The sequence below is a fragment of the Arthrobacter globiformis genome (assembly GCF_046536215.2).
GTDB classification, from domain to species: Bacteria; Actinomycetota; Actinomycetes; order Actinomycetales; family Micrococcaceae; genus Arthrobacter; species Arthrobacter globiformis_E.
Map to the genome: position 1 here is coordinate 3,202,425 of NZ_CM143421.1, position 25,281 is coordinate 3,227,705.

A 25,281-nucleotide genomic window follows, 5' to 3' on the forward strand; every position below is an offset into this window, starting at 1 on the left:
TTCGCGCCGATTAGGATTGGTAACCATGACCGACGCAGCAGCAGGGACCACGCCCCGGGCGGCCCGCCCGCCGAAGGATGGGGCGGCCCCGGCGGCCAGTGACCAGTACGTGCAGTCGCTCGCGCGCGGGCTGGCGGTCATCCGCGCGTTCGACACCGAGCACGCCGACATGACGCTCACCGAGGTGGCTGCCCGAACGGATCTCACGCGTGCCACCGCCCGGCGCTTCCTGCACACGCTCGTGGAGCTCGGCTACGTCCGGACCGACGGCAAGACCTTCGCGCTCACGGCCCAGGTCCTGCAGCTCGGCTACGCCTACCTTTCCGGGCTCTCCCTGCCGCAGCTGGCCCAGCCTCACCTTGAGGAGCTGTCGCTGAAGCTGGGGGAGTCGACGTCGGCCGCGGTGCTGGACGGGACCGACATCGCCTACATCGCACGAGTCACCACCCGCAGGATCATGACGATCGGCATCACCGTGGGCACCAGGTTCCCCGCCTATGCGACGTCAATGGGCAGGGTGCTGCTCGCCGGGCTCCCGCCGGAGCAGTTGAAGGATTACCTGGCCGCGGCGGAGATCAAGCCGCTCACCCCGCGCGCGGTCGGCACGGTGAAGGACCTGTTGGCAGTCCTCGACAAGGTCCGCGCCCAAGGCTGGTGCCTCCTGGACCAGGAGCTCGAACTGGGGCTGATGTCCGTGGCCGCGCCCGTTTACCACGGCCGCAAAGTCGTGGCAGCCGTCAACGTTTCCCTGCAGGCACAGTCCGTGGCCGCCAAGCCGGACCGCGAGGCGTACCTTGAATCCGTGCGGAAGGAAATCGTGGCCACCGCCGAGCGAATCTCGTCGGACTTCTCCAGCGGGCGGTGACATTGGTGGTGCGCCGGCTGGTCCGCGGCGAACTCGGGGCCGCCGGGATCAACAACGACTAAGCGGCCCGTCACCCTCCCGCCGCGCGCCCTTGGGCCATAGACTCTAGCCAACTACGTGCAGCAGCGCCGCTCCGTCCGTCCGGGCCCCAAGGTCCGGGAACCCGGGAGTTTCCGGGACTCCGGCAGCAGGCGCCGCTGCACCCGTTGGAAGGACGTGGCGGGTGAAGCTGGGCATAGCGCGGGAGCGCCGGGAAGGCGAACGGCGGGTCGCTGCGACGCCGGAAACGGTCAAGCAGCTGGCCGGACTGGGCCTGGAGGTGCTGGTGGAATCCCGGGCGGGCGTTTCCGCCGGGCATGCCGACGAGGAATACCGCCAGGCAGGCGCCCAGATCGTTGCCGACCTCGATCCCGCGGGGCTGGATATCCTCGCCCACGTCCGTCCGCTGGAACTTCCGACGGCGGCAGCCCTGAAACGCGGTGCCGTCACCGTTGGCCTGGCGTCGCCGTCGTCCGAACTCGCCACCGTGAGGGCGCTCGCCGAACGCGGGGTCACGTCCTTCGCGCTGGAACTCGTGCCGCGCATCTCCCGGGCCCAGTCCATGGATGCCCTCTCCTCGCAGGCCCTCGTGGCCGGCTACCGTTGTGTCCTGGAAGCCGCCATCCGCCTGCCGCGGTTCTTCCCGCTCTACATGACCGCCGCCGGAACCGTTCCGCCCGCGAAGGTGCTGGTGCTCGGGGTCGGCGTCGCCGGGCTGCAGGCGATCGGCACGGCGAAGCGGCTCGGCGCGCGCGTCTCCGCCAACGACATCCGGCCGTCCTCAGCCGAGGAGGTCACGTCCATGGGCGGCACCTTCATCAAACTGGACCTGGAGACGGCCGAGGCAGCCGGCGGGTACGCCCGCGAACTCAGCGCCGACCGCGGTGCCCTGCAGCGCCAGTTGCTGGCACCGCACGTCGCCGATGCCGACGTATTGATCACCACCGCGGCCGTCCCCGGCAGGCACGCGCCGCTCCTGGTGACCCGCGACATGGTGCAGGGCATGCGCCCGGGATCGGTCGTCGTCGACCTCGCCGCGGAGTCCGGCGGCAACGTCGAGGGCTCCGTCCCCGGCCGGGACATCCACGTCCCCACCGCCGACGGCAAGGGGACCGTCGCCGTCGTCGGACTCAAGGACGCGCCGTCCGCCATGCCCACGGACGCCTCGCGGCTGTATGCCAAAAACGTGGCCAACCTGCTGGCCCTGATGACCAGGGACGGGACGGTCGTCCCGGACTTCGACGACGACGTGATCGCAGGTGCCTGCCTGACGCACGACGGCGTGGTGCGGCATCCGCCGACGGCGGAGGCGCTCGCGGCGCTCGCCGGAGAGACGGACGACGACCTCGCAGACGAATTGGCGGATGACCCAGTGAAGGCGTCGGAGAACGAAGGGGTGATCTGATGGACGGCATCAGCCTGCTGACCATCACCGTGCTTGCGGTGTTTGTCGGCTTCGAAGTGGTGTCCAAGGTTTCCAGCACGCTGCACACGCCCCTGATGTCCGGCGCGAACGCGATCCACGGGATCATCCTGGTGGGCGCCATCATCGTCGCCGGCCAGGCGACGCACCCCTGGGTCCTCGCGGTGGCGCTGCTCGCCGTCGTTCTTGCCACGGCGAACCTCGTGGGTGGCTTCGTGGTGACCGACCGCATGCTCGAGATGTTCCGCGGCCGCAGGCCGGACAAACCGGCCAAACCCGCCCCGAACGAGACTCAGGGTGAAACCAGGGAGAGCACGGAGGCCAACCGGTGACCCTCCTCGACCCCAATGTCACCGCCCTGCTCTACCTCGCGGCAGCCGTCTTCTTCATCCTGGCCCTGAAGGGCCTGAATTCCCCGCGCACCGCCCGCCGCGGCAACCTCATCGGCGCCTTCGGAGCGCTGGTCGCCGTCGTCACCGTCTTTTTCTCTACGCGGCTGGACAACGTCCCCCTGATCCTCGGCGCCATCGTCGTCGGTTCCGGGGTGGCCGCCCCTGTGGCCAGGCGCGTCAAGATGACCCAGATGCCGCAGCTCGTTGCCCTGTTCAACGGGGTGGGCGGCGGCGCCGCCGCGCTCGTGGCGCTGCTGGAACTGCCGCATGCGGAGGATGCCTGGGTGCGCGTCGCCGTCGTCTTCACCCTGCTGGTCGGGGCAGTGTCCTTCGCCGGCTCGGCCGTGACATTCGCGAAGCTGCAGGAGCTCATGACCACCCGTCCCGTGGTGTTCCCCGGGCTGCCGGTGCTCATGGGGGCGGTGCTGCTCGCCGCGGTTGGTGCCGCCGTCGCCGTGGTGACGGGAGGCTCGCTCGTCCTGGCGCTGCTCCTCCTGCTGCTGGGCCTGGTGGCAGGCGTGCTGCTGGTGCTGCCGGTGGGCGGCGCCGACGTGCCGATTGTCATCTCCCTGCTCAACGCGTTCACCGGCCTGGCGGTTGCCGCATCCGGGCTGGTGCTGGGGAACGTGCTCCTGGTGGTGGCCGGCACGCTGGTGGGCGCGTCGGGCACCATCCTCACCCGCGCGATGGCTGCGGCCATGGGCCGCAGCGTGGCCGGCATCCTGTTCGGCGCGTTCCGGGGAGGTTCGACGGCGGGCTCCACCACCGTGAGCGACCGTCCGGTCCGCTCGTCCAGCCCGGAGGACGTGGCGGTGCTGCTGGGCTACGCGCAGCGCGTCATCATCGTTCCCGGCTACGGGCTGGCCGTGGCGCAGGGGCAGCACACGGCGGCAGAACTGGCGCAGGCGCTCGAGACCCGCGGAATCCGGGTGGACTTCGCCATCCATCCCGTGGCGGGCCGCATGCCCGGGCACATGAACGTGCTCCTCGCCGAGGCCAACGTGCCCTACGAATCGCTCAAGGAAATGGGCGAGATCAACTCCGAGTTCCGCACCGCCGACGTCGCCCTGGTGGTAGGCGCGAACGACGTCGTAAACCCGGCCGCCAAAACCACTGCGGGCTCGCCGATCTACGGCATGCCGATCCTGGAGGTGGCGGATGCGCGCCAGGTGGTGTTCCTCAAGCGGTCCATGCGGCCCGGATTCGCCGGGATCGAGAACGATCTCATGTTCGAGCCGCAGACCACGCTGCTGTTCGGCGATGCGAAGGAGTCACTGACGAAGGTGCTGGGTGCGGTGAAGGCCCTGTAGGGTGTTGGTTTCCTAACCTTCTTCCCGACGGCGGCCGTTACCGAAATGTGACTTTTGGTGTGGAGGTGCGATAGCCTCGGCCGGTGCCCTGGTTCCGCTCAGGGCATTCCCGGGCAGAATGCCGAGCCCTGCCGCTGACCGGGATCCGTTCGCTATGACACTGGCAGGGACGGGGGAACCACGTTAGTACCGGCCTTGCGCGTCAAGGCCTTGGGGTTAAGTCCAGACGCACCGCCCAGCAGCGGGCAGGACCGGGTGACTCCCACCCGAACCCGACAGCTAACCCCGCAGGCATGGGAGAGGCACATCACCATGTCACGTAAGTCCACGCCCGCGCGCCACCGCGCCACCCCGACGACGTCCATCGCCGTGCAGGGCCTGCAGTATTCGCTCAAGTCCAATGCCGCCTCGGTCGCCAAGCCGGCGGCCGCCGCCGCCGTCGCCTCCGGTCTCCTGTTCGGCGCCGGGGCGCCTGCCCATGCAGGTGCCTACGCGCCCGAGGTTCCGGCCGGCGCTGCCCAGTCCGCCACGGCCCCCGCCGGGGCTGCGGTGCAGTCCGTCGCCGGCCAGGCGCTCGCTGCGCCCGCCCAGGCCGCCCCGGTCGTGCCCGCCCCGGCAGATGCCGGATCTGCTGTGGCCGGTGCGTCGCACACCGTTGTGCCCGGCGATACCCTCGGCGCCATCGCGGCACGCCACGGCGTCAGCCTCGATGCACTTCTCGCAGAGAACGGCCTGACCCTGGCTTCAGTCATTTACCCCGGCGACCAGATCCTGATCCCGGGGCCTGACGCGGCGCCAGCGCCCGCAGCACCTGCCGCTCCGGCAGCGCCCGCTGTTCCTGACGTTCCCGCGGCACCGGCCGTTCCGGCAGCCCCGGCTGTTCCCGAACCCACCGGCATGGGCATCTACAACGCCTCTGCGTCGATTACCCCGGCAGCATCGACGGCCCCGGCCAGCGGCGTGGGCGCAGCCATTGTGGCTTCCGCCCGGGCGCAGCTCGGTGCCACCCAGGACTGCACCGTCCTGGTGGAACAGGCCCTGCGGTCCGTCGGCAAGTCCGTCGGCGACCTCGCGCCCGCGCAGTTCTACCAGTACGGCACGCCCGTTTCGTCCCCGCAGCCCGGGGACCTGATGGTCAGCGGCGGACACGTCGGCGTGTACATCGGCGGCGGACAGGCCATCAGCAGCGGGATGAACGGCGTCAACGAAACCATCGTGCACCCGGCTTCCTGGCTCACCGGCTCCACCTACGTCCGGGTGAACGCCTAGGGCGCGACACTTCAGACAGCAGCGGCGGGTGCATCGGCACCCGCCGCTGCTGCATTTGGCCTACTTTTGGTGCGGTGCCGGGTTCCGGTGCGGCGGCAGCACTTTGGCGGCGCGGACGACGGCGTCCGTCACCTCCGCGAGGCCCGGCGAGTCCAGCGTCCACACCTGCCAGTAGAGCCGCAGGTCCTCGCTCCACGCCGGATCGAGCTCCACGAGGGAGCCCTCCGCGTCCTGCTGGTCCGGCACCATGCCCCAGCCCAGGCCGGCCTGGACCGACTCGACGTACTGGACCGAATCGGGGATGAAGTGCTGCGGCGGAGTGGCGTCCGGTGCGATGCGTGCAAGGACGGCCAGCTGGTGCGTGTCCTTCCGGTCGTACTGCATGACGGGGGCCGCGGCGAGGGCCTCCGGGGTGGGTCCGTCGGGGAACCAGCGCGCCACAAACTCGCGCGACGCCTTGGCCCGGTACACCATCGTGCCCAGCGGCCGGATGGTGCAGCCCTGCACGGGCCGGGGATCCGCGGTGATCGCCCCGACGGCGTCGCCGGACCGCAGCAGGTCGGCCGTGGCGTGCTCGTCGTCCCGCAAGAGCTCAAGGGCCACGCGGCCGCCGAGCGCAATCTCCCGGTAGGCCGGCGGAAGCCACGTCGCGATCGAGTCCGCGTTGGCCACGATGGGGACCCGCAGCCGCTCGGCACTGTGCTGCCCGCCGTCGTCCCCCTCCGCGGGCTCCGGGCCGCGCAGGGCGAGGACCGCCTCGTCGGCGAGGAGCAGGAGCTGCCGCGCGGAACGGAGGAGCTGCTCACCAGCCGGCGTCGGCCGCACCGGCTTGAGGCGCCGCACCAGAACGCTGCCCACGGAGCGCTCGAGTGCCTTGATCCGCTGGCTCACGGCTGAGGGTGTGAGCCGGAGTTCCCCCGCCGCTGCGTCGAAGGTCTCGTGGTCGACGACGGCGGCAAGCGCCCTGAGCTGGTCCAGTTCCATGAAGATATTCTAATGGAACTGCAGAAAAAGTGAATTGCTTTTCATATTTGCCGGCCGTACCTTCGAAGAATGCTTCCCTTTCTGACCGGGCTCGGAGCCGGCCTCAGCCTCATCGTCGCCATCGGAGCCCAGAACGCATTTGTCCTGCGGCAGGGCCTCAAGCGCGAGGCCGTCCTTCCTGTTGTCGTGGTCTGCCTCGCCAGTGACGCGGTCCTGATCCTGGCCGGCGTCGCGGGGATCGGCACGCTCATCCAGGGAGCGCCCGTCCTCCTCGCTGTAGTGCGGTGGTTCGGTGTCGCGTTCCTCCTGGCGTACGGGGTTTTCGCCGCGCGCCGGGCGTTGCGGCCCGGGGTGCTCAAGGCGGCAGATTCCCCGGGCGGCGGAACCGTCTGGTCTGCCGTGCTCACCGCCGCCGCCATCACGTGGCTCAACCCCCACGTTTACCTCGACACGCTGGTGCTGCTGGGCTCGCTGGCCAACACCCATGGTGATTCGGGCAAGTGGCTCTTCGGGGCGGGGGCTGCAGCCGGAAGCGCCCTCTGGTTTCCCCTCATCGGCTACGGGGCGCGCGGGCTCAGCGGCTTTTTCGCGCGGCCGGCGTCGTGGCGGATCCTCGACGGCGGGGTCGCCCTGCTCATGCTCACCCTGGCCGCCGTCCTCGCGACCGGAGCCTGACGCTCTGGGTAGCGTTACTACGCCGACCTGCCGGCCATTCGGTCGAGCAGCCCGGCGATGATGTCCAGCGCGCGGCCAAGCTCCAGATCAGTCGGGGCGCCGTACCCGATGACCAGGCCGTTCTCCGGCGTCCGCTCTGCAAAGTAGCTTGCCAGTGTCACCACCCGGACTCCCAGCCCGAGTGCCTCCTCCGCCAGGCGCTCGGCAGGGATGTTCGGCCGAAGCCGGATCACGGCGTGCAGCCCGCCATCCAGAGCCGCTAACTGAACGTCTTCCCGTCCTCCCAGGCGGTCGAGCAACAGTTCACGGCGGTGGGCGTACTGGCGGCGTGCCCGGGCGATGTGCCGTGCGAGGCCGCCGCCGGAGATGTAGTTGGCCAAGGCAGACTGCATGACGCCGGGAACGGGGGTGCCGAGGTCATGCCGGGCGTCCTTGAGCCGCTGCCCGGAGGTGCCGCGAACCACCAAGTAGCCGCAGCGAAGCCACGGGCTCAGCGATTTTGAGAAGGTGCCCACCAGGACGACTTCGGCGGACGAAGGCAGCGAGGCAAGGGCGGGAAGGGGCATCCTGCGGTGCCTGAATTCGCTGTCGTAGTCGTCCTCGAGGATGAGCACCCGGTTGGCTTCGGCCCAGGCCAGCAGGGCCAGCCTTTCTTTCACCGGCATCCGGCCGCCCAGTGGGTACTGGTGGCTGGGTGTCACCAGGATGGCCTCGGGGCGGAAAGCAAGGGCTGCAAGCTGGGCCGCTTCCAGCCCGTCGTCGGCAACCGGAAGGGTTTGCACCGCGGCTCCCGCCGCCGAAAGCACGCGCCTGGCCGTGGGATACCCGGGATCCTCCATCAGCACCCGGGGCGGGGCCGTCGGGCCGCGGAGTGCTGCGACGATCAGCTGCAGGGCGTCGCTGGTGCCCGCCGTGATGACGACGTCGTCGGCACTCACCGAGAGTCCGCGGGACGCGGCGAGGTGATCGGCTACGGCGGTGCGAAGCGCGGGGGTACCCAGGGCTGCCGGAAGCTCAACCTCCACCGGCTCGGCTACGGCCTTGCGCCAGGCGGCCCGCCAGTCGCGGTCACGGAACGGGGCGCCGGACGGCCGTCCCGGCGTGAGGTCGATCGTTGCGGTTTGCGCCATGGCGGATGCCGCCTGGGCGCCTGCCGACGCCATGCCCCGGCCGTCGGAGCGTACCGCCACGCGGGTGCCGCCCGAGCCGCGGCTCTCCAAATATCCTTCACCCGCGAGCTGCTCATAGGCGCGGACCACCACTCCGCGGGAGACGCCCAGTCCGGCGGCAAGGCGCCGCGACGCCGGGAGGGTGTGCTCCGGCCTCAGAGTGCCGTCCAGGATGGCGGCCCGCAGCCGGCCGACCAGCTGGGCGGCCAGTGGAACGCGGCTCCGGTGGTCAAGGACCAGCGGCAGTTCGGCTTCGATCTTGGTCCTCCTGGATCGTGGATTCTTGGATCTATGCTAGGACCAATCCGGCTGTGAGCATGAGGGGAGGATCCAAACTCGATTGAGAGAGGAGACCGTCGTGTTTAACGGTCTGTGTGCATTTCCCCTGACTCCGCTCGCCGGGGACAACGTCGACGACGCCGCACTGGTTCGCCTGGTCGGGCGGTGCGTCGACGCCGGCGCCGACTCAATCGGCGTGCTTGGTTCGACCGGCATCTACACCTACCTGCTGCGGGAGGAACGCCTCAAAGTGGTGGAGGCCGCCGTCGACGCTGCCCAGGGAACCCCCGTGGTGGCCGGTGTCGGTGCGATGCGCACCCGTGACGTGCTGGCGTGCGTCGAAGATGCCCACAGTGCGGGCGCATCCGGCCTGCTGCTGGCGCCGGTGTCGTACCAGCGGCTGACCGAGGATGAGGTTTACGGGCTCTACCGCGAGGTCTCGTCTGCATCAGACCTGCCGATCGCCGTCTACGACAACCCTGCCACCACCGGGTTCACCTTCACCGATGAACTCCACGGACGCATCGCCGAACTTCCGGGCATTGCGTCGATCAAGTTTCCGCCCCCTGCGCCGGGCCAGGCCGCCGACCGCATTGCCCGGCTCCGGGCAGCAGTTCCCCGGGATTTTTCCCTGGGCATCAGCGGCGACTGGGCCGCGGCGGAGGCACTGGTCGCAGGGTGCGACGTTTGGTATTCGGTCGTCGGAGGCCTGTTTCCGAAGACCGCCAGGATGATCGTTGACCTCGCCCAGGCCTCCCGAGCCAGCCAGACGGCCCAGCCCGGCCAGGGCGAGCTGGCGCTGGAAGCCTCTGCAGCGCTGGAGCCCGTGTGGGCGCTCTTCCGCGAGTACGGGAGCCTGCGCGTCGCTGCCACGATGGCCGAAGTGCTTGGCTTCGTGGAGGCGCCGTGCCTGCCCCGTCCGCTGAAAAGCCTGGCCGGTAAGGACCGCACCAGGACCGAGGAAGCCCTGCGGCTCAGCGGCCTGGGCGCCTGAGCAGGTGGGCCGGATGGGCAGCCCGGACCGCGGCACGGCGGAGCAAGACACGCGCGCGGAGCACGAAGCACCGCGACAGCCGGCACCGGAACGTGCCCGGCCCGGCGGAGGCTTGGCCCGCTATGTGGCGGCCGCGACGCTGGCGCGCACCGCGGACGGCGGGGCCGTCGTGGCCATTGTCCTTCTGGTCACCGCCAGCGGGGCGCCGGGCTGGCTTGCCGGTTTGCTCGGCGCCTGCATCACCGCCCCGCACCTGCTGGGGCCGCTGGTGGCTCGGAGTCTGGATTCCTGCCGTGACGGCCGCGTCCTGATCGCGTGCGCGTGCACCATCCATGGCGCCACGCTGGCGGCGTCAGTGCTGCTGTATCCGGTGACGTGGCCGGCAGTGACCGGCGTTCTGCTGGTGGCTTCGGGACTGGTCGGCCCCCTGCTGACCGGCGGCATCAGCAGCCGCCTTCCCGCGATCGCCGGTCCGGACCGGGTCAGCCAGCGCCGCGCCCAGGGCTGGGATGTGGCCACGTACGGAATTGGCGGGACGATCGGCCCGAGCGCCGTGGCAGCTGTCTCGGCCTGGGCCGGTCCCACTGTAGCCGCGCTCATCCTGGCGGCGGGCACCTTCGCGGCTGCCGCCGTCGTCCGATTGCTGCCCTACGCTCCTCCGGCAGCGGCCGCAGCCGAGGTTCCGCGGCCGGCCCAGACGCTGCGGCTTATGGCTGTCACGGGCCGTCTTCGGCGGATGCTGTACCTGACCGTGACGGTGGCGTTCTCAGTGGCCGCGCTTCCCATCGCGGCCGTCGCCTCCACGGCCATGTTCCACGTACAGCCGGCCGCCGCCGGTGTGCTGACGGCCGCCTACGGGCTGGGCGGGCTGGCAGGTTCGGCCGGAGTGATGTGCCGTCCGCTGCGAGGCGACGCGGACCGGCTGGTCACGCGCCTCGCCGGATTGGTGGCCGCGGCGCTCGCCGTCGCCGCGTCGTCCGGTTCCTTTGCGCCTGCCGTGGCGGCATACGCGGCCGCCGGGGTCATGAACTCGTTCTTCTTCGCGGCGACCCTTGCCGCCCGCAGCGAGTTTGCTCCGCCCCAGCTCCGGGGGCAGGTGTTTGTTTGGGTTGGTGCCCTCAAGATCGCCGCCGGGTCCGCCGGAACGGCCGCGGCCGGCGTCGTGATTACCGGGGAGCCGCAGGTTCCCCTGTTCCTTGCCGCCGCCCTCATCCTGGCCGTTGCCGCGGCATCGGTCCTGGACCGCCGCAGCGCCGGCCGGCTCCAGACGGAATGATGAGGGGCTGCGCGTCGACCAGCCGAGGTTCGTGCCCATATCCCCGGAACGCGGTTACGATTTGAGTTCCGGGGCTTTCGGGCCCGCCCGCAGCAGCCGAAGGACACCATGACAGCCCAGAATGCTTCCTCGCCGCCACGGGCCGCCGTGGTGGTCAACCCCGCCAAGGCTGTTGGCGCCGACCTCCGCGCATCGCTGGTCCGGCTGTGCGAAACGCAGGGCTGGGCCGAGCCGCTGTGGCTGGAAACCACTGTTGAAGACCCGGGGGTCGGCCAGGCGCGCGAGGCGCTGGAGGCGGGGGTCGACGTCGTTATTGCCGCCGGCGGCGACGGTACGGTGCGGTGCGTGGCTGAGGCGCTGGCCGGAACCAATACGCCGATGGGCATGGTCCCGCTCGGGACCGGCAACCTGCTGGCCCGCAACATGGGCGTGGACATCACCGACCCCGTATCCGCCGCCTACGACATCCTGAACGGCACGGACCGCACGGTTGACGTCGCCAGGACCACCTTTGACGGGTCCGACGACGAGAACGTCTTCCTGGTGATGGCCGGCGTGGGCTACGACGCCGCGATCATGGCGGACACGGTGGACGCGCTGAAGGATCGCATGGGCTGGCTGGCGTACGTCGAGGCCGGGATCCGCAAGCTGCCGGGCAAACCGGTCAGGGCCACCATTCAGGTGGACGACAAGCAACCGGTCAAGCGGCGGATCCGCAGTGTCATGGCCGGGAACTGCGGCCGGATCATGGGCGGCATCGAGATTTTTCCCGAGGCGAAGATCGACGACGGGATCGTGGACCTGCTGATCCTGGCGCCCCGCGGGCACTTCGGCTGGCTGGGCGTTGCGGCCGGGATCTTCGGCCGCAGGAAGAACAAGAAGGAATCCGCCGAGTACTTCCAGGGCAAGAAAATCGAGGTGACCCTGGAGCACGAGGAGGAGTTCCAGCTCGACGGCGACCACGTGGGTGCCGTCAAGCACCTGTCCATCTGGGTGGAGCCCGGGGCGCTCAAAGTCCGGATGTAGACCCGATCCGGGCATGGTCCGTTCCGAACAATAGGGCGCCCCGGGCTTGGGGTGCGCCTGGCCGGTTATGGACAGGTGCGTCAGTCCCCGAGGAGCCTGCCCCACCTTGGTGCGAGCAAGGGGGAGCCGGCAAGTTTCAGGCAGTGCCACAGCGTCACGGCCACCGAGTCCAGCACGGGAACCCCTGTGCCCGCCTCGATTTCGGCCGCGATGTTGGCCCCGTACAGGTTGGTGCAGAGGTAGATCAGCGCATCCGGGGCGTCGGCCGCGAGCTCCAGGGAGCCCGGCCGCATCTCATCGTCGGTGACCCGGCCGAAGGACTCGTTGTCGCTCAGGCCCAGGCAGCGGTGGCTGACGGTTTTGATGCCGTCCCGCTCATAGGACCTGATGATGGCCTCGTTGACGTCCTCCGTGTAGGGCGTGAACAGGCCGATCCGCTCGGTACCAAAGGACCGGAACGCCTCGAGGTACGCGAGCGTGGATGTCGTGGCGGGGATGCCGGTGGCGTCGGTGATTTCCAGGACGAGGTCGCGGTCGTGCGGGGATCCCAGCCACGAGCCTGAGGTGCCGTTCCAGGCGATCACGTCCACGTCCGCCGTCGCCAGCAGCCTTGCGGCCTCGCGCATGACGGCGGGGTCGAACTGCCTGTCCGAGGAATCATCCAGCGCGATCCGGGTGACCGGGATCCGAGTGAAGTGGATGGTGACGTCGGTGCGGTCGCCCAGGATGCGGTAGCTCTGCGGTTCCAGGCAGGTGTTCGAGGACGGCACGATCATGCCGATCCGGGTGGGGCGGAGAGGTGAGGTCATGAATCGCTCCTAGAGGGTCGCGGCTGACGGGACGGCAGCGGCGGCAACGTGTTCCCGGAACCCGTTGCGGGCCACGAAGCGGCCCACGGCGCCCGGATCGTGGAAGCCCTCCCGGTCCAGCACCACGCGGCCTCCGGAAACCACGACGGCGGGCCAGCCCGCCAGCGTGCGGCCGTCGAAGGGCGAGAAGTCGGTGCCCATGTGCAGCGCGCCGCCGTCCACGGTCCGCTGTTCCGCGGGGTCGAAGAGCACCAGGTCGGCGTCGAAGCCCTCGGCGATGGAGCCCTTGCCGGGCAGCGCGTTGATGCGCGCCGGTCCGGCGGAGAAGACCTCCACGAAGTCCTCCACACTGCTGCCGGTTTCGGCCATTGCCGTGAACGTGACGGGCATGCGCGTCTCCACGCCGGGGAGGCCGTGCGGCATGGCCCGGACGTCGTCGGTGCGTTCCCGCTTCTGGGTCAGGTCGTAGCAGGAATGGTCCGAGGAGACGGTGTGGATGGCGCCGGCGGCCAGACGTTCCTTGAGCGCCGCGACCGTCTCCGGGCTGCGCATCGGCGGGCAGCAGGCGTACCACTCCGGGAAAGATGAGCCGTAAACGGTGTCATCGAGCGTGAGGTAGTGCGGGCACGTTTCCGAGTAGGCTTCCTGGCCGCGTTCCCGGGCCTCGGTGACCAGGTCGACCGCTCCCGGCGTGGACTGGTGGACAAAATACACCGGGGCCTTCGTGTACTGGGCCATGGCGAGGGTTTCCTTGACCGAGATTTCCTCGGCAAGCTCGGGGCGCGTGCGGTGCAGGTGCTCGATGCCGATCCTGCCGTCGTCGGCGTGCTGCTGGGTGCAGTCGGCGATGATCGGATCGTGCTCGGCGTGGATGTAGGTGAGCCCGTCCAGCCGGACCATTTCGCGCATCACCTTCAGGATGGTGTCGCCGTCCGCCATGGTGGTACCGCGGTTGGTGGTGTACATCTTCACGGAGCGGACACCCTCGGCGGCGAGCTGTTCCAGCTGCCAGGGCACGGTCTCGTCCCAGCTGATCACGGACCCGTGCAGTGCCACGTCGCACCGGGACTCCCGGGCCAGTTCCTTCTTGTTGAGCACGGCCGCCAGCGGGGTTTCGCGGGCGTCGCGGGGGATACCGAAGTCGATGATGGTGGTGGTGCCGCCCCACAGGGCAGCCGTGGAGGTGGTCCGGTAATCGTCCAGGGTGCGGAACCGGCCGGTCACCTGCGCCACGTGGCAGTGCCCGTCCACGCCGCCGGGGATCACCAGCAGGCCGGCGGCGTCGATGGTGCGTTCGGCGTCGGGCGCGGGTTCTGTGGCGTCGACCAGCTGGCTGATCTTGCCGTCCACCACCACGATGTGGGCGGACCGGCGGCCAAAACTGTTGACTACGGTGCCGTTGGCGATGACGAGTTCGGGGATGCGGGACATCGTTGTCCTCCTGACTGGGAAGCGAAGATTGCTGGGGATTGTTGTGTGGCGGCGCCGGCGTTAGCTGGGCGTCGGGGTTAGCTGGGCGCCGCGGCGTTCGACGCCGTCTGGGCGGCGGTCAGGGCGGCGTCGAGATTTTCCGACAAGCCCTTGCGCGCCTTGACCGGTGGCGGTGCGAACGCCCCGGCACGGTGCGGGCCGGACTGGAGGCCCACCACGGCCTCGGCCATCCGGATGCCGGCTGAGATGCCGTCCACCACGGGAACGGGGATCTGGCCCCGGAGCTCGCGGGCCAGTCCAGCCAGGGGCGCTCCGGCGAGGATCACGACGTCGGCCCCGTCCTCCGCGACCGCCTGCCGGCTGAGTGCCAGCAGGGTTTCCTTGAAGTCCTGCTGTACCGAGCCGATGGCGTTCAGGGTCTCGTTGATGGAACGGATCGAGGCCAGCCGCCCGCCGAGGCCGAACCGCTCCACGCAGTCCAGATACCAGGGGCGGATCCGGTCCGAGATGGCAATGATGGAGAAACGGTGTCCCTGCAGCGCCGCGGCGCACAGGGCGGCCTCGGTGATGCCGATGACGGGCACGTCGGCCAGTTCCTTCAGGGCCGGCATTCCCGGGTCCCCGAAGGCGGCCACCACGACGCCGTCGATCTGTGCGCCGTCGGGATCAGCGGTAGCGGCGCCGGCGCCCGCCGTATGTTCGGCGATGATCTCGGCGACGGCGCCCGCCGCGATGAGTGACTCAAAACGGGTTTCTATGTACTCCACACCGTGGCCGGCCGTGCGGACCACGAGGCTGGTGCCGGGGGAGGCGGAACGCCGGGCCTCGGACTCGATCAGCGCGGTGACGTCCTCGCTGATGTTCGGGTTGATGACGAGAAGCTTCATTTTTTCTTCCGGTGCAGGGTTGGTTCCGTCTTTTGGAAGTCCTCCGGGAACTGTTCGCGGTACTTGCCGATGTGAGAGGCCGACTGGGCGGCGGCGCGGTCGGGGTCGCCGCTGGCGATGGCGTCGTACAGGTCGCGGTGTTCCTGGATCAGTTCCGGCAGGTCGCTGACGTGGCGGAATAGCCAATGCATGCGTCCCTGCAGGGGTTCCAGCGCGGATTTGAGAAAGTTATTGTCGGCGATGCCGGTGATGGCGTCGTGGAATTCGCTGTTGGCCCGGTGCGCCTCGATCACGGCACCCCTGGCGAGGCAGCCGTCGGCCTCGTCCAGCAGGCCTTTTAGCCGGCCGAGGTCCTCGCCCGTGGCGCGGATGGCGGCGAGCCGGCAGGCCAGCACCTCCAGGGACTGCCGGACGTCGAAGAGGTCCTCGACGTCCTTGGCGCTGAGCGTGCTGACTTCCGCGCCCCGCGCCCCGCGGTCGCTGATGAGCCCTTCCTGGCGGAGCATCCTCAGCGCCTCCCGGACGGGAAGCCGGGAAACATTGAACTCCGCGGCGAGGTCGCGTTCCACCAGCCGGGTGCCGGGAACGTAATGCCCCTCGAAGATCCGTGTGCGGAGCGTGTCCCGGACGGCCTCGCGGAGGGGGCGTTCCTTGTCCTGGGTCTCTTCTGCGGTAAGCATGGTGCTCCATTCGGATTCTGGGTGACTTTGCGTTCCCGGCGGGCGGGAAGCGAGGCTTGCTGCCCAGCTTAGACAGGCAGGCGCTTGTTGTAGTTCAGGGTGAGCACGGAGGCTCCCATGATGATCGCGGATCCCACGAAGTAGAGCAGCGCCCAGGTGTAGGAGCCGGTGGCGCCGACGATCAGGCCCACGGCGATCGGGGTGACGAAGCCGGAGATGTTGCCGCTGAAGTTCATGGCCCCGCCGAGGACGCCGGCGTTGGTGCGGCCGCCCAAGATGGCCGGGATGCTCCAGAACAGGCCCACCCAGCGGAGGAAGAACATCACCACGGAGAGAAGGACGACGGCGGTGGTCGGGTCAGCGACGACGGTTACCCCGATGAGGCCGCCCACCACCACGACGCTGGAGATGCCCAGCAGCGTGCGCATGACGCGGTTGGCGGAGGCGCCGGAGGCGCGCCATTTGTCGGCGATGGTGCCGCCCAGGATCTCGCCGACGAAGCCGGCGCCGAAGATCACGAAGGTGGACCAGCCGATGGTCTTCAGGTCGAAGCCTTTGGCCTGGGCCAAGTACAGCGGGCCCCAGGTGAGCAGGCCGTAGAACACGCCGTTGAAGCCCAGCCAGCCGAAGCACATGGCCCAGAACGAGCGGAACTTCAGGTAGGGGAGCAGTGCGCGCTTGCCCTTGCTGCCTTCCTTTTGGGCTTCGGCGTCCTCCGCTGCATGCGAGGCCTCGATGTAGTCGGCCTCGGCGGCGTTGACGCCGCGGTGCTGGCGGGGATTGTCGCGGACGTACCACCAGACGGCCAGGCCCATGAGGACGGTGGCGGCGCCGGCGATGACGAAGGATGTCCGCCAGCTGCCGGTGGAGGCGATGAGGCCGGCGATGAGGATGCCGCCCAGGCCGGCGCCCAGGGGAGCCCCTGCATCCAGGATGGTTGCGCCGCGGCCGCGCTCAGACTTGTGCATCCAGATGGCGTTCAGCTTGCCGCCAGCCGGCATCACGCCGGCCTCGGTGACGCCGATGCCCAGTCGGGCGATGAACATGCTGAGGAAGCCGCCGGCCATGCCGGAGGCGGCGGTTGCCGCGCCCCAGCCAACGCAGGATGCGGTCATGACCTTGCGCGGACCGAACTTGTCGATCAGCAGGCCGACCGGGATCTGCATCAGGGCGTAGGTCCAGAAGAATGCGGAGAGCAGCAGGCCCACGAGCTCCGGGGCGAGGTTGAACTCCTTTTGGATGATGGGCAGCGCCACCGAAATGGAGCCGCGGTCGATGTAGTTGACGGCAACCAGGATGAGCAGCAGCAGGAACAGCTTCCAGCGGACATTGGTGCGCCGTTGCACGCCGTCCTTGCCGGGCTTGGTGCCGCGGGACTCGGGGGATTGGGCCTGGGTTGTCACTGCTTCAGTATCTGGGAGAGACACAGCTTCTCCTTTGCGGGAAGGGTGCGGACAGGGGATGGGGGGATGTAGTGGGGCGGTGCGGCCGCGGTTTGGCAGGAATCCCGGGCCGGCGGAGTTGGTTTGGGCCGGCGGTGGGGTCCTGTCATTTGGGATCCCGTTTTGGGATCCCAAATTCAAGGTAAGGAGTGGCGTGGGACACTGTCAAGGGTTTTCGGTGAAGATGGCCGTGGCCCGCGAAAAAACGAATTGTGACTGCAGGCTGGGAACTGCTGACACGAAAGGAAGCACCGCATGAAGACGGTCCGACTTGGAAACTCCGGCCTGGAAATCAGTGCCGTTGTCCTGGGCATGATGAGCTACGGGGACCCGGGAAAGGGCTCGCACGGGTGGAGCGTGGGCCTCGACGAAGCCAGGCCGTTCGTGCGGCGCGCCTACGAGGCCGGGATCACCACCTTCGACACCGCCAATGTGTACTCGGCCGGCTCGAGCGAGGAGATCACCGGCACCCTGCTCAAGGAACTGGCGCCCCGGGAAGAGATCCAGATCGCCACCAAGGTCCACGGCCGGATGCGGCAGGCCCGCAACGGGGCCGGCCTCAGCCGGGCGGCGATCATGCACGAGATCGACGCGTCCCTCACCCGGCTTGGCACCGACTACGTGGACCTGTACCAGATCCACCGCCATGACCCGGTAACTCCCGTCGAGGAGACGATGGAAGCCCTGCATGACGTCGTGAAGGCCGGCAAGGCCCGCTACATCGGCGCGTCAAGCATGTGGGCCTGGCAGTTTGCACAAATGCAGCATGTGGCGGAGCTGAACGGCTGGACCAGGTTCGTGTCCATGCAGGACCAGTACAACCTCCTGGAGCGGGAGGAGGAACGTGAAATGCACCCGTTCTGCCAGGCGACCGGCGTGGGCGTCATCCCCTGGAGCCCGCTGGCACGCGGCAACCTGACCCGGCCGTGGGGCGCCGCGGGATCCGGGACGCGGAAGGACACGGACGAGTTCGGCAAGGGGCTGTACAAGCAGGACGAGGAGGCGAACAAGGCGATCGTCGACGCGGTCGCCGCCGTAGCGGACGAACGCGGCGTGCCGATGGCGCAGATCGCCCTGGCCTGGAGCGCGGGCAAGTCCGCGGTCACCGCACCCATCGTTGGCGCGACGAAGGAACGCCATATCGACGACGCCGCTGCCGCCGTCGAGCTTGAACTCACCGAACCGGAAATCCGGCGCCTCGAAGAGAGCTACACGCCCCGCCACCCCTCCGGGTTCTGACGCCACGGTCCTGAGGGGGTAAGTCCGGGCCTGGCGGGGTACGGGTCACAACAACGCCGGCAGGGCGTTGAGGGACTGGCGTTAAGTGACTCGACGCTGACGGATTCGGGAGGATCGGCGATGGCACAGGCTTCCTTGCTCGAGCGAATGAAAAGCCAATGGCACGGGCTCGGGGCCGGTGTGTACGCAGCTGCCCTGGTGATCGTCGTCCTGGGACTTTGTGGTGTCGTCGGCGTTCTTCTCCACCTTCCGTGGCTTTTCCCCAGCCTCGGCCCCACGGTGATGCTGTTCTTCGAGTCCCCCGAGCAGGAGGCTTCGAGGCCCGTCAACGCTCTCGCGGGCCACGGGGTGGGGCTGCTGGCCGGAGCCCTGTGCCTCTACGCCTTTGGCCTGCAGGACCAGCCCTCGGCTCCCGTGGGCGGACTGACGGCGCTGCATGTCATCAGCGGGGCCCTGTCGGTGGCGCTGACCACCCTGGTGCTGACGTGGACCGGCATGCCGCATCCGCCGGCAGGGGCGACCACGCTGATCATCAGCCTCGGCATCCTCACCACCCCGCCGCAGCTGGCGTCGGTTGCTGCGGCGGTGGTCATGACCACCCTCATCGGCAGGGGGCTGAACATGCTCCTGGGGACCCGCCCGGTCCGGAAATAAGCCCGGCCTCCCGGTGAGCCAGGATTTCGGCGAGCTCCGCGAGCCGGTGGGCGCGGGCCGATTCGGCCGGCGTGAACGGCTCGCCGGGACGGACGAAGGTGATGGGTCCGTGCCAGGCGGTCGGGATTCTCAGGAGGGTGCCGGCGTCGTTCGTTTCAGCGCAGGCGCGGGCTGACTCGCTGCCGGCTTCGAGGATCCGGGCGGACAGCAGCTCCGCCACGGCCAGCGGGAGCTCCGCGGGAGTGGCGGCGATCCGGGCAGCCAGGCTCAGTGCCTTGGTCTGTCCGTCAGCCATGGCCAGGGCTGTTGTTGGCCAGACCTGCGCGCTCCGGCCGCCCCCGTCCATCAGGGCCTCCAGCAGCTGGCGCTCGCCGACCCCGCCCGGGGCGGAGAGCACGAATTCATCCATCACCCCGCCCCGGACCGGATGGACGTGGATGCCCAGGATGTTGGTGTCCAGCAGCGCCAGGGACCTGGTGATCCGCTTCAGGGAGCCGGGCTCGTCGCGGAGCACAATCCGGGCCCGCCACAGTGCCGGCGCCGTGCCAAGGCGCCGGCGGTGACGCAGCGCGGGCGCGTGGAGCCACCGCCGCAGGATGCGCGCGGCGGACGGCTCGGCCACCCAGATCACCAGGACGGTGGCCGTCAGCGTCAGCACCAGCACCTTGGCCAGGTAGGGCAGGTGCGTCTGCACCACCAGCGCATGCACCAGCAGTTCGATGGGAAGCATGACGGCGACGTTGGCCACCGTGAGGCGTGTCTTGGTGGGCTCGGGCATCTGGCCGCAGACCTCGCAGCTCAGTTCGGCCGCGGTGTTCGGGGCGTGGCGGTTCCGCAGGAGGGGTTTCGGAGCGTGGGGCTTCATGGTGCCAGCCTGCCCCGCGGCTGTTACGGGATGATTGCCCCCGCGTTCCGATCCAGCGAAACCTTCCCGGATGCATGGAGTTTTTGTCCAGATAATGGCCTCTGATGGGGCTTTTGCGGCCATTATCTGGACAAAAACTCGGGGGTGCTTGCGGGGGTGCTGACGGGCTATGGCCAGCCTCCGGTCCGGTCCCTACACTGAAGGGACCAGCGTGCGGAGCTCCCGTACAACGGCCTGCTCGCACGGAAAAACCGACTCGTGGAGAGCACCGTCATGCCCATCAGCATCAGTTCAGGTCGTTCATGCCGCCGTGCCGCCGTAGGGCTCCTCGCCCTCGCCGCGCTCCTGGTCCCCGCACCCGTCGCCTCGGCCGGAGAGGCCCGGTCCGATGACGTTGCCCCGGTCATCCTGCTGGACGGGGCCAAGGGCGCCGAAGGCATCGCGGCGGCCGGCAGCACCAAATTCTTCGCCGGCGACCTGGTCACCGGGGACATCTACCGCGGCGACATCCGCAAGGACACGGCAACCAGGTTCATCGATGCTCCCGACGGCAGGGTGGCCGTGGGCATGAAGGCGGACCGGCACAATGATCTGCTGTTCGTGGCCGGCGGACCCACGGGCCAGGCCTATGTGTACGACACCGACACGGGCAAGACGGTCAGGACCTACCAGCTGACCAACAAGGAAGCCTTCATCAACGACGTGGCGCTCACCGACCACGGCGCCTGGTTCACCAATTCGCGGCAGGCTGAGCTGTACTTCATTCCCGTGGACGACGACGGCGACCTCGGCTCCGTGCGCACGCTGGCCCTGAAGGGCCCGGCTGCGGACACCAGCAAGCAGTTCAACCTCAACGGCATCGCCTACTCCCGCGACGCCCGCCGCCTGGTCGTCGCCCACTCGGGCAATGCGGCGCTGTACACGGTCAGCCCGCGCACCGGCGCCAGCACCGAGATCACCGGCGTGAAGGTCCCGAATGTGGACGGCGTCCTGGTCAAGGGCGACACCGTCTGGGCCGTGCAGAACATGTCCAACCAGATCAGCCGGCTCCGCGTGAACTTCCACGAGTCGACGGCAAAGCTGCGGGAGGTCATCACCAGCCCGCACTTCAACATCCCGACGACGGCCGCCCTCTTTGACGACACCCTCGCCGCCGTGAACGCCAAGTTTGGCGTGCCGAACGCCAAGACCTTCGAAGTGGTGACCGTGGACGCACGCACCAACGCCACCAGGTAGAGACGAACGCAACAGCGCAGCAGGCGGCCTCTACGGGAAACGCGGGGGCCGCCCGCCTTAAACTGGGAAGCGGACGCCAGTGCCGCCGTCGTCAGTTCCAGACTGCAACGAAAGGCGCGATTCCCCGTGAAGCTGCTGGCCGAGATGTTCACCCTTGCCCCGGCAAACAAGGATCATCACGTTGCCATGCGCTGCGCCGTGGGCGTGTTCGTGCCGCTGATCACCCTGGTCCTGCTGGGCCGCCTGGACCTGGCGATCTTCGCCTCCTTCGGCGCGTTCACCGGCATCTACGGCCGCGGCGAACTGCACCGCAAGCGGTTCTTCATCCAGGTCCGGGCCGGAGCGCTCATGCTCCTGGTGATCCTGCTGGCCACGCTGACCGCCCGCGTGGTGCACGCCGGCGGCATGTCCCCGGAGGCGAGCACCTGGCTGCAGGTGCTGGCCACCACCGCGGTGGCGGGCGGCTGTTCATGGGTGATTGCCCGGTGGCGGCACCGGCCGGCCGGCTCGCTGTTCCACATCTTCGCGTTCGCCGCGATCGCGTCCATTCCCAGCCAGCCGCCGCTGTGGCAGTGCCTGCTGGTGTCCGTCCTGACCACCCTTTTCTGCCTGGCCGTCGGCCTGTCCTCCCGCGTGCTGCGAAGCCACCGGACGCCGTGGGAGATGCCTCCGCCCGTCCGGCTGACGGCCGAGGAGAAACGCGCGGCCGGGCTCGAGGCGGTGGGCTACCTCGTGGCCGCAGGGCTCGCGGGCACCCTCGCCACCCTTGTGGGCCAGCTGCTCGGCTTCGGGCACAACTACTGGGCCATGGTAGCGGCGGTGGTTCCGCTGGTGGGACGCACCACGCGGCACCGCATCGCCCGCGGCGTCCAGAGGATCATCGGCACCGTGCTGGGCCTCATTATCCTGGCGGGGATCCTGCTGCTGCAGCCGGTGCCGTGGCAGACGGTCCTGGTGATCGCCATCTGCCAGTTCGGTGCCGAGCTCTTCATCGCCCGGAACTACGTGCTGGCCCAGGTTTTCGTGACGCCGCTGGCGCTGACCTCCACCCTGCTCGTCTCCCCGGCCGCGCCCGGCATCCTGCTCCGGGACCGGATCGTGGAGACGGTGATCGGCGCTGCCGTCGGAATTGCCGTGGTGCTGGCCCCCGCCGTGTGGTCCCGGCTTTCGCGGCGGACTTCGGCGGGGGTAGCGGCGCGGTAAGGGCTACCCGGCGACGGGCTACTCCGCGACCAGGAGCGCCTGCGGCGCGGCCTGCTTCATCCTCGTCTGCAGCCACCGGATCTCCAGTTCCGAGTCACCCTCACACTGCTTCACGATGCCCTGGAGTTCCTTGTCCCGGTCACCCTTGGCGGCCTGCCCCACCATCATCCAGGTGACGTCGATGTGGTTGACCAGCACGTACAGGTCCTGCAGATCCAGCATCAGCGCCAGCGGTCCGGAGCGGACCTCCTTCACGCCGTTGGCGGTCAGCCGGTGCTCCTCCTCGCCCTCGACGTCCTCGCCGTAGCGGTCGATCACCGGCTTCAGCGCGTCCCGGTGGGCGTCACACTTCTTGGCGAACGTCTGCAGGATGAAGTGCACGTCAGGTTCGTCGCCGTGGCCGTCCGCCACCACCCGGAACGACGACGCGAGCGTGGCCTCCGCCTCGTCCAGCAGACCGATGTAGACAGGGAGTTTCATCGCTGGCCTCCTGTGGCGCGGCGGGATGCGGTGGTGTCCGGGGCCTTTGACGGGCCGTCGCCGCTGCGCAGCTTCTCCACCCGGACGGCGGCGTTCTTGAACAGCGGCTGCTTGGACACCGGGTCCCACTCGGTGATGGTGAGTTCGTTCGCGGCCCGGTGCCTGCCGCCGTCGGGCTTAAGCACGACGGCGGGATCCCCGCTCCCGCTGCCGGTGCCAGCACCGCCGTCGGACGTGTCCCAATAGCCGTAGTGGAACGGCGCGAAGACGGTGCCCGGCCGGATGTCGCCGACCCGCACCGGAACCTCGAGGCTGCCGCGGCGGGACGTCACCCGGGCGATGTCCCCCTCCTGGCACCCGGCGCGCGCGGCGTCCTCGACGGACATCTCGATCCACGGCTCGGGCGCCGCGGCGTTGAGGCGGCGGCTGCGGCCGGTCTTGGTCCGGGTGTGGAAGTGGTACGCCGTCCGGCCGGTGGTGTACCGCAGCGGGTACTCGGCGTCCGGCTCCTCGTGCGGCGGTGTGTAGTCGAGGGCCTTGAGCCAGGCCTTCCCGGGCTGCACGGTCGCCTTGTACTGCGTTTCGCCGGTGGTGGCACCGGTGAGGAGGTCGTGCCCGAAGGACTCGCAGTACTCCGGCGCGGTGGGGAATTCTCCGTCGGTGTACAGCCGTTCGGTGCCGCCAGGCTTCTCCTCGGTGCAGGGCCATTGGATGCCGCTGCCGCCGCGGAGCTTGCCGTAGCTGAGGCCGGTGTAGTCGCAGGGGCGGCCGCGCGAGCATTCCTTCCAGGCCTCGAAGCCGTCCTCGGGACCCGACCAGTCCAGCAGCGGCCGCCCGTCCTTGTCCGTGAACCCCATCCGGCGGGCGTAGTCGAGGAAGACGTCCAGGTCGCTCCGTGCCTCGCCCGGCGGATCGACGGCCTTCTCGGACAGATGGACGGTCCGGTCGACATTGGTGAAGGTGCCGGTCTTCTCACCCCACGCGGCGCAGGGGAGGACGACGTCGGCATACTGCGCGGTCTCGGTGAGGTAGATGTCCTGCACCACCAGGAACAGGCTGTCCTTGTCCAGGATGTGCCGGATGCGTTCGAGCTGGGGCATGGACACGGCCGGGTTCGTGGCGGAGATCCAGAGCAGTTCGATGGAGCCCTGCTCGACGTACCGGAAGATCTGCAGGGCGTGCGTCGGCGGGGCCCAGTCCGGGATGATGCCGGGATCCACGTTCCACAGCCGGGACAGGTCCGCCACGTGCTGCGGGTTCTCCCAGTTACGGAAGCCCGGCAGGTCGCCGTCGGCCCCGCATTCCCTGTTGTTCTGGGCGGTGGGCTGGCCGTTCATCTGCAGCAGCCCGCAGCCGGGCCTGCCCAGCATGCCGCGCAGGAGGTGCAGGTTGTTGACCTGGCACGCGGACGCCGTCGCGTGGGCGGACTGGTAGAAGCCCTGCAGGACCGTGGAAAGCACCCTGTCTTCGGTGCCGAAGATTTCCGCTGCCCGGCGCACATCGGCGGCGTCCACGCCGCAGGTTTCAGCCACCTTCTCCGGAGTCCAGGGTTCCACCACGCTGCGCAGCTGGTCCACATTGGCCGTGTGCTGCCCGATGTACGCCTCGTCGATCCAGCCGTTGACGAAGAGCTCGCGGACCAGGCCGTTCATCAGCGCCAGGTTGGTGCCCGGATGGACCGCCAGGTGCACCTCGGCCCGGCGGGCCGCCTCGGTGTCGCGCGGGTCAACGCACACAAGCTTCGGCGGGTTCGGCCCGTCCAGCCGGTCCAGCACGCGCGACCACAGCACCGTCTGCGTCTCCGCCATGTTGTGGCCGTAAAGGAAAACGGCGCTGCACTCATCGACGTCCGTGTAACTGCCGGGCTGCCCGTCGGCGCCGAAGGATTCCTTCAGCGCGGCCGCGGCGGTGGCGGTGCACAGGCGCGTGTTGCCGTCCATGTGCGGCGTGCCGATGCCTGCCTTGCCGAGCATGCCCAGCGCGTAGTACTCCTCCAGGAACAGCTGCCCGCTGGTGTAGAAGCCGTGGCTCAGCGGGCCCTTGCTGGCCAGGAGCTCCTTGCTGCGCTCCACGATGCGGCCCATCGCGGTGTCCCAGTCCGTCTCGACCAGTTCGCCGGCAACCCTGATCATTGGACGGGTCAGGCGGTCGCGGTGCTCCTCGCCCTGCCAGCTGCCATAGAGGCCCTTGGGTCCGAGCCGCCCGCGGTTCACCCTGTCAACCGCGCGGCCGCGGATGCCCACCATTTTCCCGTCCTTGACGGCGATGTCGCACCCGCACCCGTTGCTGCACAGGACGCACGCCGACTGCACCCAGCTGTCCACGTCGCCGTCGGTCAGCCCCTCGGCCAGGACCTGATCCACGCGCTCGGGCCATGCCTGTCCGCTTCCGTGGGGTGTCCGTTCGCCCCAGATATCTGCGATCCGGTCCGTCATGGGGTCAGCCTCCAAGGATGGTAAGTGAACTTACTGTCCCTAGGTTACCCGCCGCCGCCGTTCGCGCCAGAGGCTGGCTGATGAGCGTTCGACGGCGGCCTCCCGGCCGGGTGCCGCCCCGGGCCGGTTATGCGGGGGAAGGCCGGTTTCGGTCCTGGAGGCATACGGTGCCGGGTGTAATCTGGGACAACTCCAACCATTCAATGGAAGCGGGATGCG

General features: G+C 69.1%; 23 protein-coding genes and 1 riboswitch. Of the genes, 13 read left to right on the plus strand and 10 right to left on the minus strand.

The features are described from left to right. Positions 1-25: 25 nt before the first annotated feature. The 5 genes from R5O87_RS14430 to R5O87_RS14450 all read left to right on the plus strand — a co-directional run bounded on the left by R5O87_RS14430 (position 26) and on the right by R5O87_RS14450 (position 5,298). Complete coding sequence (locus R5O87_RS14430) at positions 26-865, plus strand: IclR family transcriptional regulator domain-containing protein (protein ID WP_410555334.1); 840 nt, start codon at positions 26-28, stop codon at positions 863-865. A gap of 223 nt (positions 866-1,088) precedes the next feature. Then, positions 1,089-2,309, plus strand: coding sequence for a Re/Si-specific NAD(P)(+) transhydrogenase subunit alpha (locus R5O87_RS14435; RefSeq protein ID WP_410555335.1), 1,221 nt, complete (start codon positions 1,089-1,091; stop codon positions 2,307-2,309). Continuing rightward, positions 2,309-2,659 carry an NAD(P) transhydrogenase subunit alpha part 2 gene (locus tag R5O87_RS14440; RefSeq protein ID WP_410555336.1) on the plus strand — a complete coding sequence of 117 codons (351 nt, stop codon included), beginning with the start codon at positions 2,309-2,311 and terminating at the stop codon, positions 2,657-2,659. The genes R5O87_RS14435 and R5O87_RS14440 overlap by 1 nt, the downstream gene beginning before the upstream one ends. Beyond that, positions 2,656-4,029: an NAD(P)(+) transhydrogenase (Re/Si-specific) subunit beta gene (locus R5O87_RS14445; protein WP_410555337.1), complete on the plus strand. Its 1,374-nt coding sequence runs from the start codon at positions 2,656-2,658 to the stop codon at positions 4,027-4,029. The genes R5O87_RS14440 and R5O87_RS14445 overlap by 4 nt, the downstream gene beginning before the upstream one ends. Before the next feature lie 140 nt (positions 4,030-4,169). Next, positions 4,170-4,338: riboswitch (cyclic di-AMP (ydaO/yuaA leader) on the plus strand. A gap of 3 nt (positions 4,339-4,341) precedes the next feature. Beyond that, positions 4,342-5,298: a C40 family peptidase gene (locus tag R5O87_RS14450; protein ID WP_410555338.1), complete on the plus strand. Its 957-nt coding sequence runs from the start codon at positions 4,342-4,344 to the stop codon at positions 5,296-5,298. 60 nt (positions 5,299-5,358) lie between these two features. Here the strand turns inward: R5O87_RS14450 and R5O87_RS14455 are convergent, their stop codons facing one another. After that, entirely contained in the window at positions 5,359-6,282 is a 924-nt protein-coding gene (locus R5O87_RS14455; protein ID WP_410555339.1) for a LysR family transcriptional regulator ArgP, read from the minus strand. 69 nt (positions 6,283-6,351) lie between these two features. Between R5O87_RS14455 and R5O87_RS14460 the strand changes: the two genes are divergently transcribed. Continuing rightward, positions 6,352-6,957 (plus strand): LysE/ArgO family amino acid transporter, encoded by a 606-nt coding sequence (locus R5O87_RS14460; RefSeq protein ID WP_410555340.1) that lies wholly within the window; start codon positions 6,352-6,354, stop codon positions 6,955-6,957. A 17-nt stretch (positions 6,958-6,974) separates the two neighbouring features. Here R5O87_RS14460 and pdxR read toward each other — a convergent pair whose 3' ends face one another. Next, on the minus strand, positions 6,975-8,384 hold the full coding sequence (pdxR, locus tag R5O87_RS14465; protein ID WP_410555423.1) for a MocR-like pyridoxine biosynthesis transcription factor PdxR: 1,410 nt from the start codon (positions 8,382-8,384) through the stop codon (positions 6,975-6,977). A 100-nt stretch (positions 8,385-8,484) separates the two neighbouring features. Here pdxR and R5O87_RS14470 point away from each other — a divergent pair, with 100 nt between their 5' ends. The 3 genes from R5O87_RS14470 (at position 8,485) to R5O87_RS14480 (ending at position 11,701) form a co-directional block, all read left to right on the plus strand. Further along, the gene (locus R5O87_RS14470; protein WP_410555341.1) at positions 8,485-9,399 is read left to right on the plus strand and encodes a dihydrodipicolinate synthase family protein; all 915 of its coding nucleotides are present in this window, start codon (positions 8,485-8,487) and stop codon (positions 9,397-9,399) included. A gap of 13 nt (positions 9,400-9,412) precedes the next feature. Beyond that, positions 9,413-10,675 (plus strand): MFS transporter, encoded by a 1,263-nt coding sequence (locus tag R5O87_RS14475; RefSeq protein WP_410555342.1) that lies wholly within the window; start codon positions 9,413-9,415, stop codon positions 10,673-10,675. 108 nt (positions 10,676-10,783) lie between these two features. Next, a complete protein-coding gene (locus tag R5O87_RS14480; RefSeq protein WP_410555343.1) occupies positions 10,784-11,701 on the plus strand; it encodes a diacylglycerol/lipid kinase family protein in 918 nt (305 codons plus the stop codon). Positions 11,702-11,781: 80 nt separating this feature from the next. Here the strand turns inward: R5O87_RS14480 and R5O87_RS14485 are convergent, their stop codons facing one another. The 5 genes from R5O87_RS14485 to R5O87_RS14505 all read right to left on the minus strand — a co-directional run bounded on the left by R5O87_RS14485 (position 11,782) and on the right by R5O87_RS14505 (position 16,935). Beyond that, entirely contained in the window at positions 11,782-12,510 is a 729-nt protein-coding gene (locus R5O87_RS14485) for a maleate cis-trans isomerase family protein (protein ID WP_410555344.1), read from the minus strand. Between the two features lie 9 nt (positions 12,511-12,519). Further along, positions 12,520-13,941: an amidohydrolase family protein gene (locus R5O87_RS14490; RefSeq protein ID WP_410555345.1), complete on the minus strand. Its 1,422-nt coding sequence runs from the start codon at positions 13,939-13,941 to the stop codon at positions 12,520-12,522. Between the two features lie 77 nt (positions 13,942-14,018). After that, positions 14,019-14,828, minus strand: coding sequence for an aspartate/glutamate racemase family protein (locus R5O87_RS14495; RefSeq protein WP_410555346.1), 810 nt, complete (start codon positions 14,826-14,828; stop codon positions 14,019-14,021). Then, complete coding sequence (locus R5O87_RS14500) at positions 14,825-15,508, minus strand: GntR family transcriptional regulator (RefSeq protein WP_410555347.1); 684 nt, start codon at positions 15,506-15,508, stop codon at positions 14,825-14,827. The genes R5O87_RS14495 and R5O87_RS14500 overlap by 4 nt, the downstream gene beginning before the upstream one ends. A 68-nt stretch (positions 15,509-15,576) precedes the next feature. Next, entirely contained in the window at positions 15,577-16,935 is a 1,359-nt protein-coding gene (locus tag R5O87_RS14505; RefSeq protein ID WP_410555348.1) for an MFS transporter, read from the minus strand. A gap of 270 nt (positions 16,936-17,205) precedes the next feature. Here R5O87_RS14505 and R5O87_RS14510 point away from each other — a divergent pair, with 270 nt between their 5' ends. Further along, complete coding sequence (locus tag R5O87_RS14510; RefSeq protein ID WP_410555349.1) at positions 17,206-18,189, plus strand: aldo/keto reductase; 984 nt, start codon at positions 17,206-17,208, stop codon at positions 18,187-18,189. A 120-nt stretch (positions 18,190-18,309) separates the two neighbouring features. Further along, complete coding sequence (locus R5O87_RS14515; protein ID WP_410555350.1) at positions 18,310-18,843, plus strand: HPP family protein; 534 nt, start codon at positions 18,310-18,312, stop codon at positions 18,841-18,843. On the opposite strand, the gene R5O87_RS14520 is transcribed toward R5O87_RS14515, so the two are convergent. After that, the gene (locus R5O87_RS14520; RefSeq protein WP_410555351.1) at positions 18,791-19,708 is read right to left on the minus strand and encodes an amino acid-binding protein; all 918 of its coding nucleotides are present in this window, start codon (positions 19,706-19,708) and stop codon (positions 18,791-18,793) included. The two genes, R5O87_RS14515 and R5O87_RS14520, sit on opposite strands and share 53 nt — an antisense overlap. 258 nt (positions 19,709-19,966) lie before the next feature. On the opposite strand from R5O87_RS14520, the gene R5O87_RS14525 reads away from it, so the two are divergent. Both R5O87_RS14525 and R5O87_RS14530 read left to right on the plus strand, forming a co-directional pair. Further along, positions 19,967-20,944 carry an SMP-30/gluconolactonase/LRE family protein gene (locus tag R5O87_RS14525; RefSeq protein ID WP_410555352.1) on the plus strand — a complete coding sequence of 326 codons (978 nt, stop codon included), beginning with the start codon at positions 19,967-19,969 and terminating at the stop codon, positions 20,942-20,944. Between the two features lie 126 nt (positions 20,945-21,070). Continuing rightward, positions 21,071-22,147 carry an FUSC family protein gene (locus R5O87_RS14530; protein WP_410555353.1) on the plus strand — a complete coding sequence of 359 codons (1,077 nt, stop codon included), beginning with the start codon at positions 21,071-21,073 and terminating at the stop codon, positions 22,145-22,147. 18 nt (positions 22,148-22,165) lie between these two features. Here the strand turns inward: R5O87_RS14530 and R5O87_RS14535 are convergent, their stop codons facing one another. Beyond that, positions 22,166-22,627, minus strand: coding sequence for a hypothetical protein (locus R5O87_RS14535; RefSeq protein ID WP_410555354.1), 462 nt, complete (start codon positions 22,625-22,627; stop codon positions 22,166-22,168). Further along, positions 22,624-25,062, minus strand: a complete 2,439-nt coding sequence (locus R5O87_RS14540) for a molybdopterin oxidoreductase family protein (protein ID WP_410555355.1) — start codon at positions 25,060-25,062, stop codon at positions 22,624-22,626. Before R5O87_RS14540 ends, R5O87_RS14535 begins: the two co-directional genes overlap by 4 nt. Positions 25,063-25,281: the final 219 nt, after the last annotated feature.

What these genes read in the sequence shown, in the direction of transcription:
- R5O87_RS14440 (WP_410555336.1), top strand. Translation starts at nt 2,309, where the DNA reads ATGGACGGCATCAGCCTGCTGACCATCACCGTGCTTGCGGTGTTTGTC.
- R5O87_RS14490 (WP_410555345.1), bottom strand. Translation starts at nt 13,941, where the DNA reads ATGTCCCGCATCCCCGAACTCGTCATCGCCAACGGCACCGTAGTCAAC.
- R5O87_RS14480 (WP_410555343.1), top strand. Translation starts at nt 10,784, where the DNA reads ATGACAGCCCAGAATGCTTCCTCGCCGCCACGGGCCGCCGTGGTGGTC.
- R5O87_RS14450 (WP_410555338.1), top strand. Translation starts at nt 4,342, where the DNA reads ATGTCACGTAAGTCCACGCCCGCGCGCCACCGCGCCACCCCGACGACG.
- R5O87_RS14430 (WP_410555334.1), top strand. Translation starts at nt 26, where the DNA reads ATGACCGACGCAGCAGCAGGGACCACGCCCCGGGCGGCCCGCCCGCCG.
- R5O87_RS14485 (WP_410555344.1), bottom strand. Translation starts at nt 12,510, where the DNA reads ATGACCTCACCTCTCCGCCCCACCCGGATCGGCATGATCGTGCCGTCC.
- R5O87_RS14515 (WP_410555350.1), top strand. Translation starts at nt 18,310, where the DNA reads ATGGCACAGGCTTCCTTGCTCGAGCGAATGAAAAGCCAATGGCACGGG.
- R5O87_RS14495 (WP_410555346.1), bottom strand. Translation starts at nt 14,828, where the DNA reads ATGAAGCTTCTCGTCATCAACCCGAACATCAGCGAGGACGTCACCGCG.
- R5O87_RS14510 (WP_410555349.1), top strand. Translation starts at nt 17,206, where the DNA reads ATGAAGACGGTCCGACTTGGAAACTCCGGCCTGGAAATCAGTGCCGTT.
- R5O87_RS14500 (WP_410555347.1), bottom strand. Translation starts at nt 15,508, where the DNA reads ATGCTTACCGCAGAAGAGACCCAGGACAAGGAACGCCCCCTCCGCGAG.
- R5O87_RS14520 (WP_410555351.1), bottom strand. Translation starts at nt 19,708, where the DNA reads ATGAAGCCCCACGCTCCGAAACCCCTCCTGCGGAACCGCCACGCCCCG.
- R5O87_RS14455 (WP_410555339.1), bottom strand. Translation starts at nt 6,282, where the DNA reads ATGGAACTGGACCAGCTCAGGGCGCTTGCCGCCGTCGTCGACCACGAG.
- R5O87_RS14535 (WP_410555354.1), bottom strand. Translation starts at nt 22,627, where the DNA reads ATGAAACTCCCTGTCTACATCGGTCTGCTGGACGAGGCGGAGGCCACG.
- R5O87_RS14540 (WP_410555355.1), bottom strand. Translation starts at nt 25,062, where the DNA reads ATGACGGACCGGATCGCAGATATCTGGGGCGAACGGACACCCCACGGA.
- R5O87_RS14475 (WP_410555342.1), top strand. Translation starts at nt 9,413, where the DNA reads ATGGGCAGCCCGGACCGCGGCACGGCGGAGCAAGACACGCGCGCGGAG.
- R5O87_RS14460 (WP_410555340.1), top strand. Translation starts at nt 6,352, where the DNA reads ATGCTTCCCTTTCTGACCGGGCTCGGAGCCGGCCTCAGCCTCATCGTC.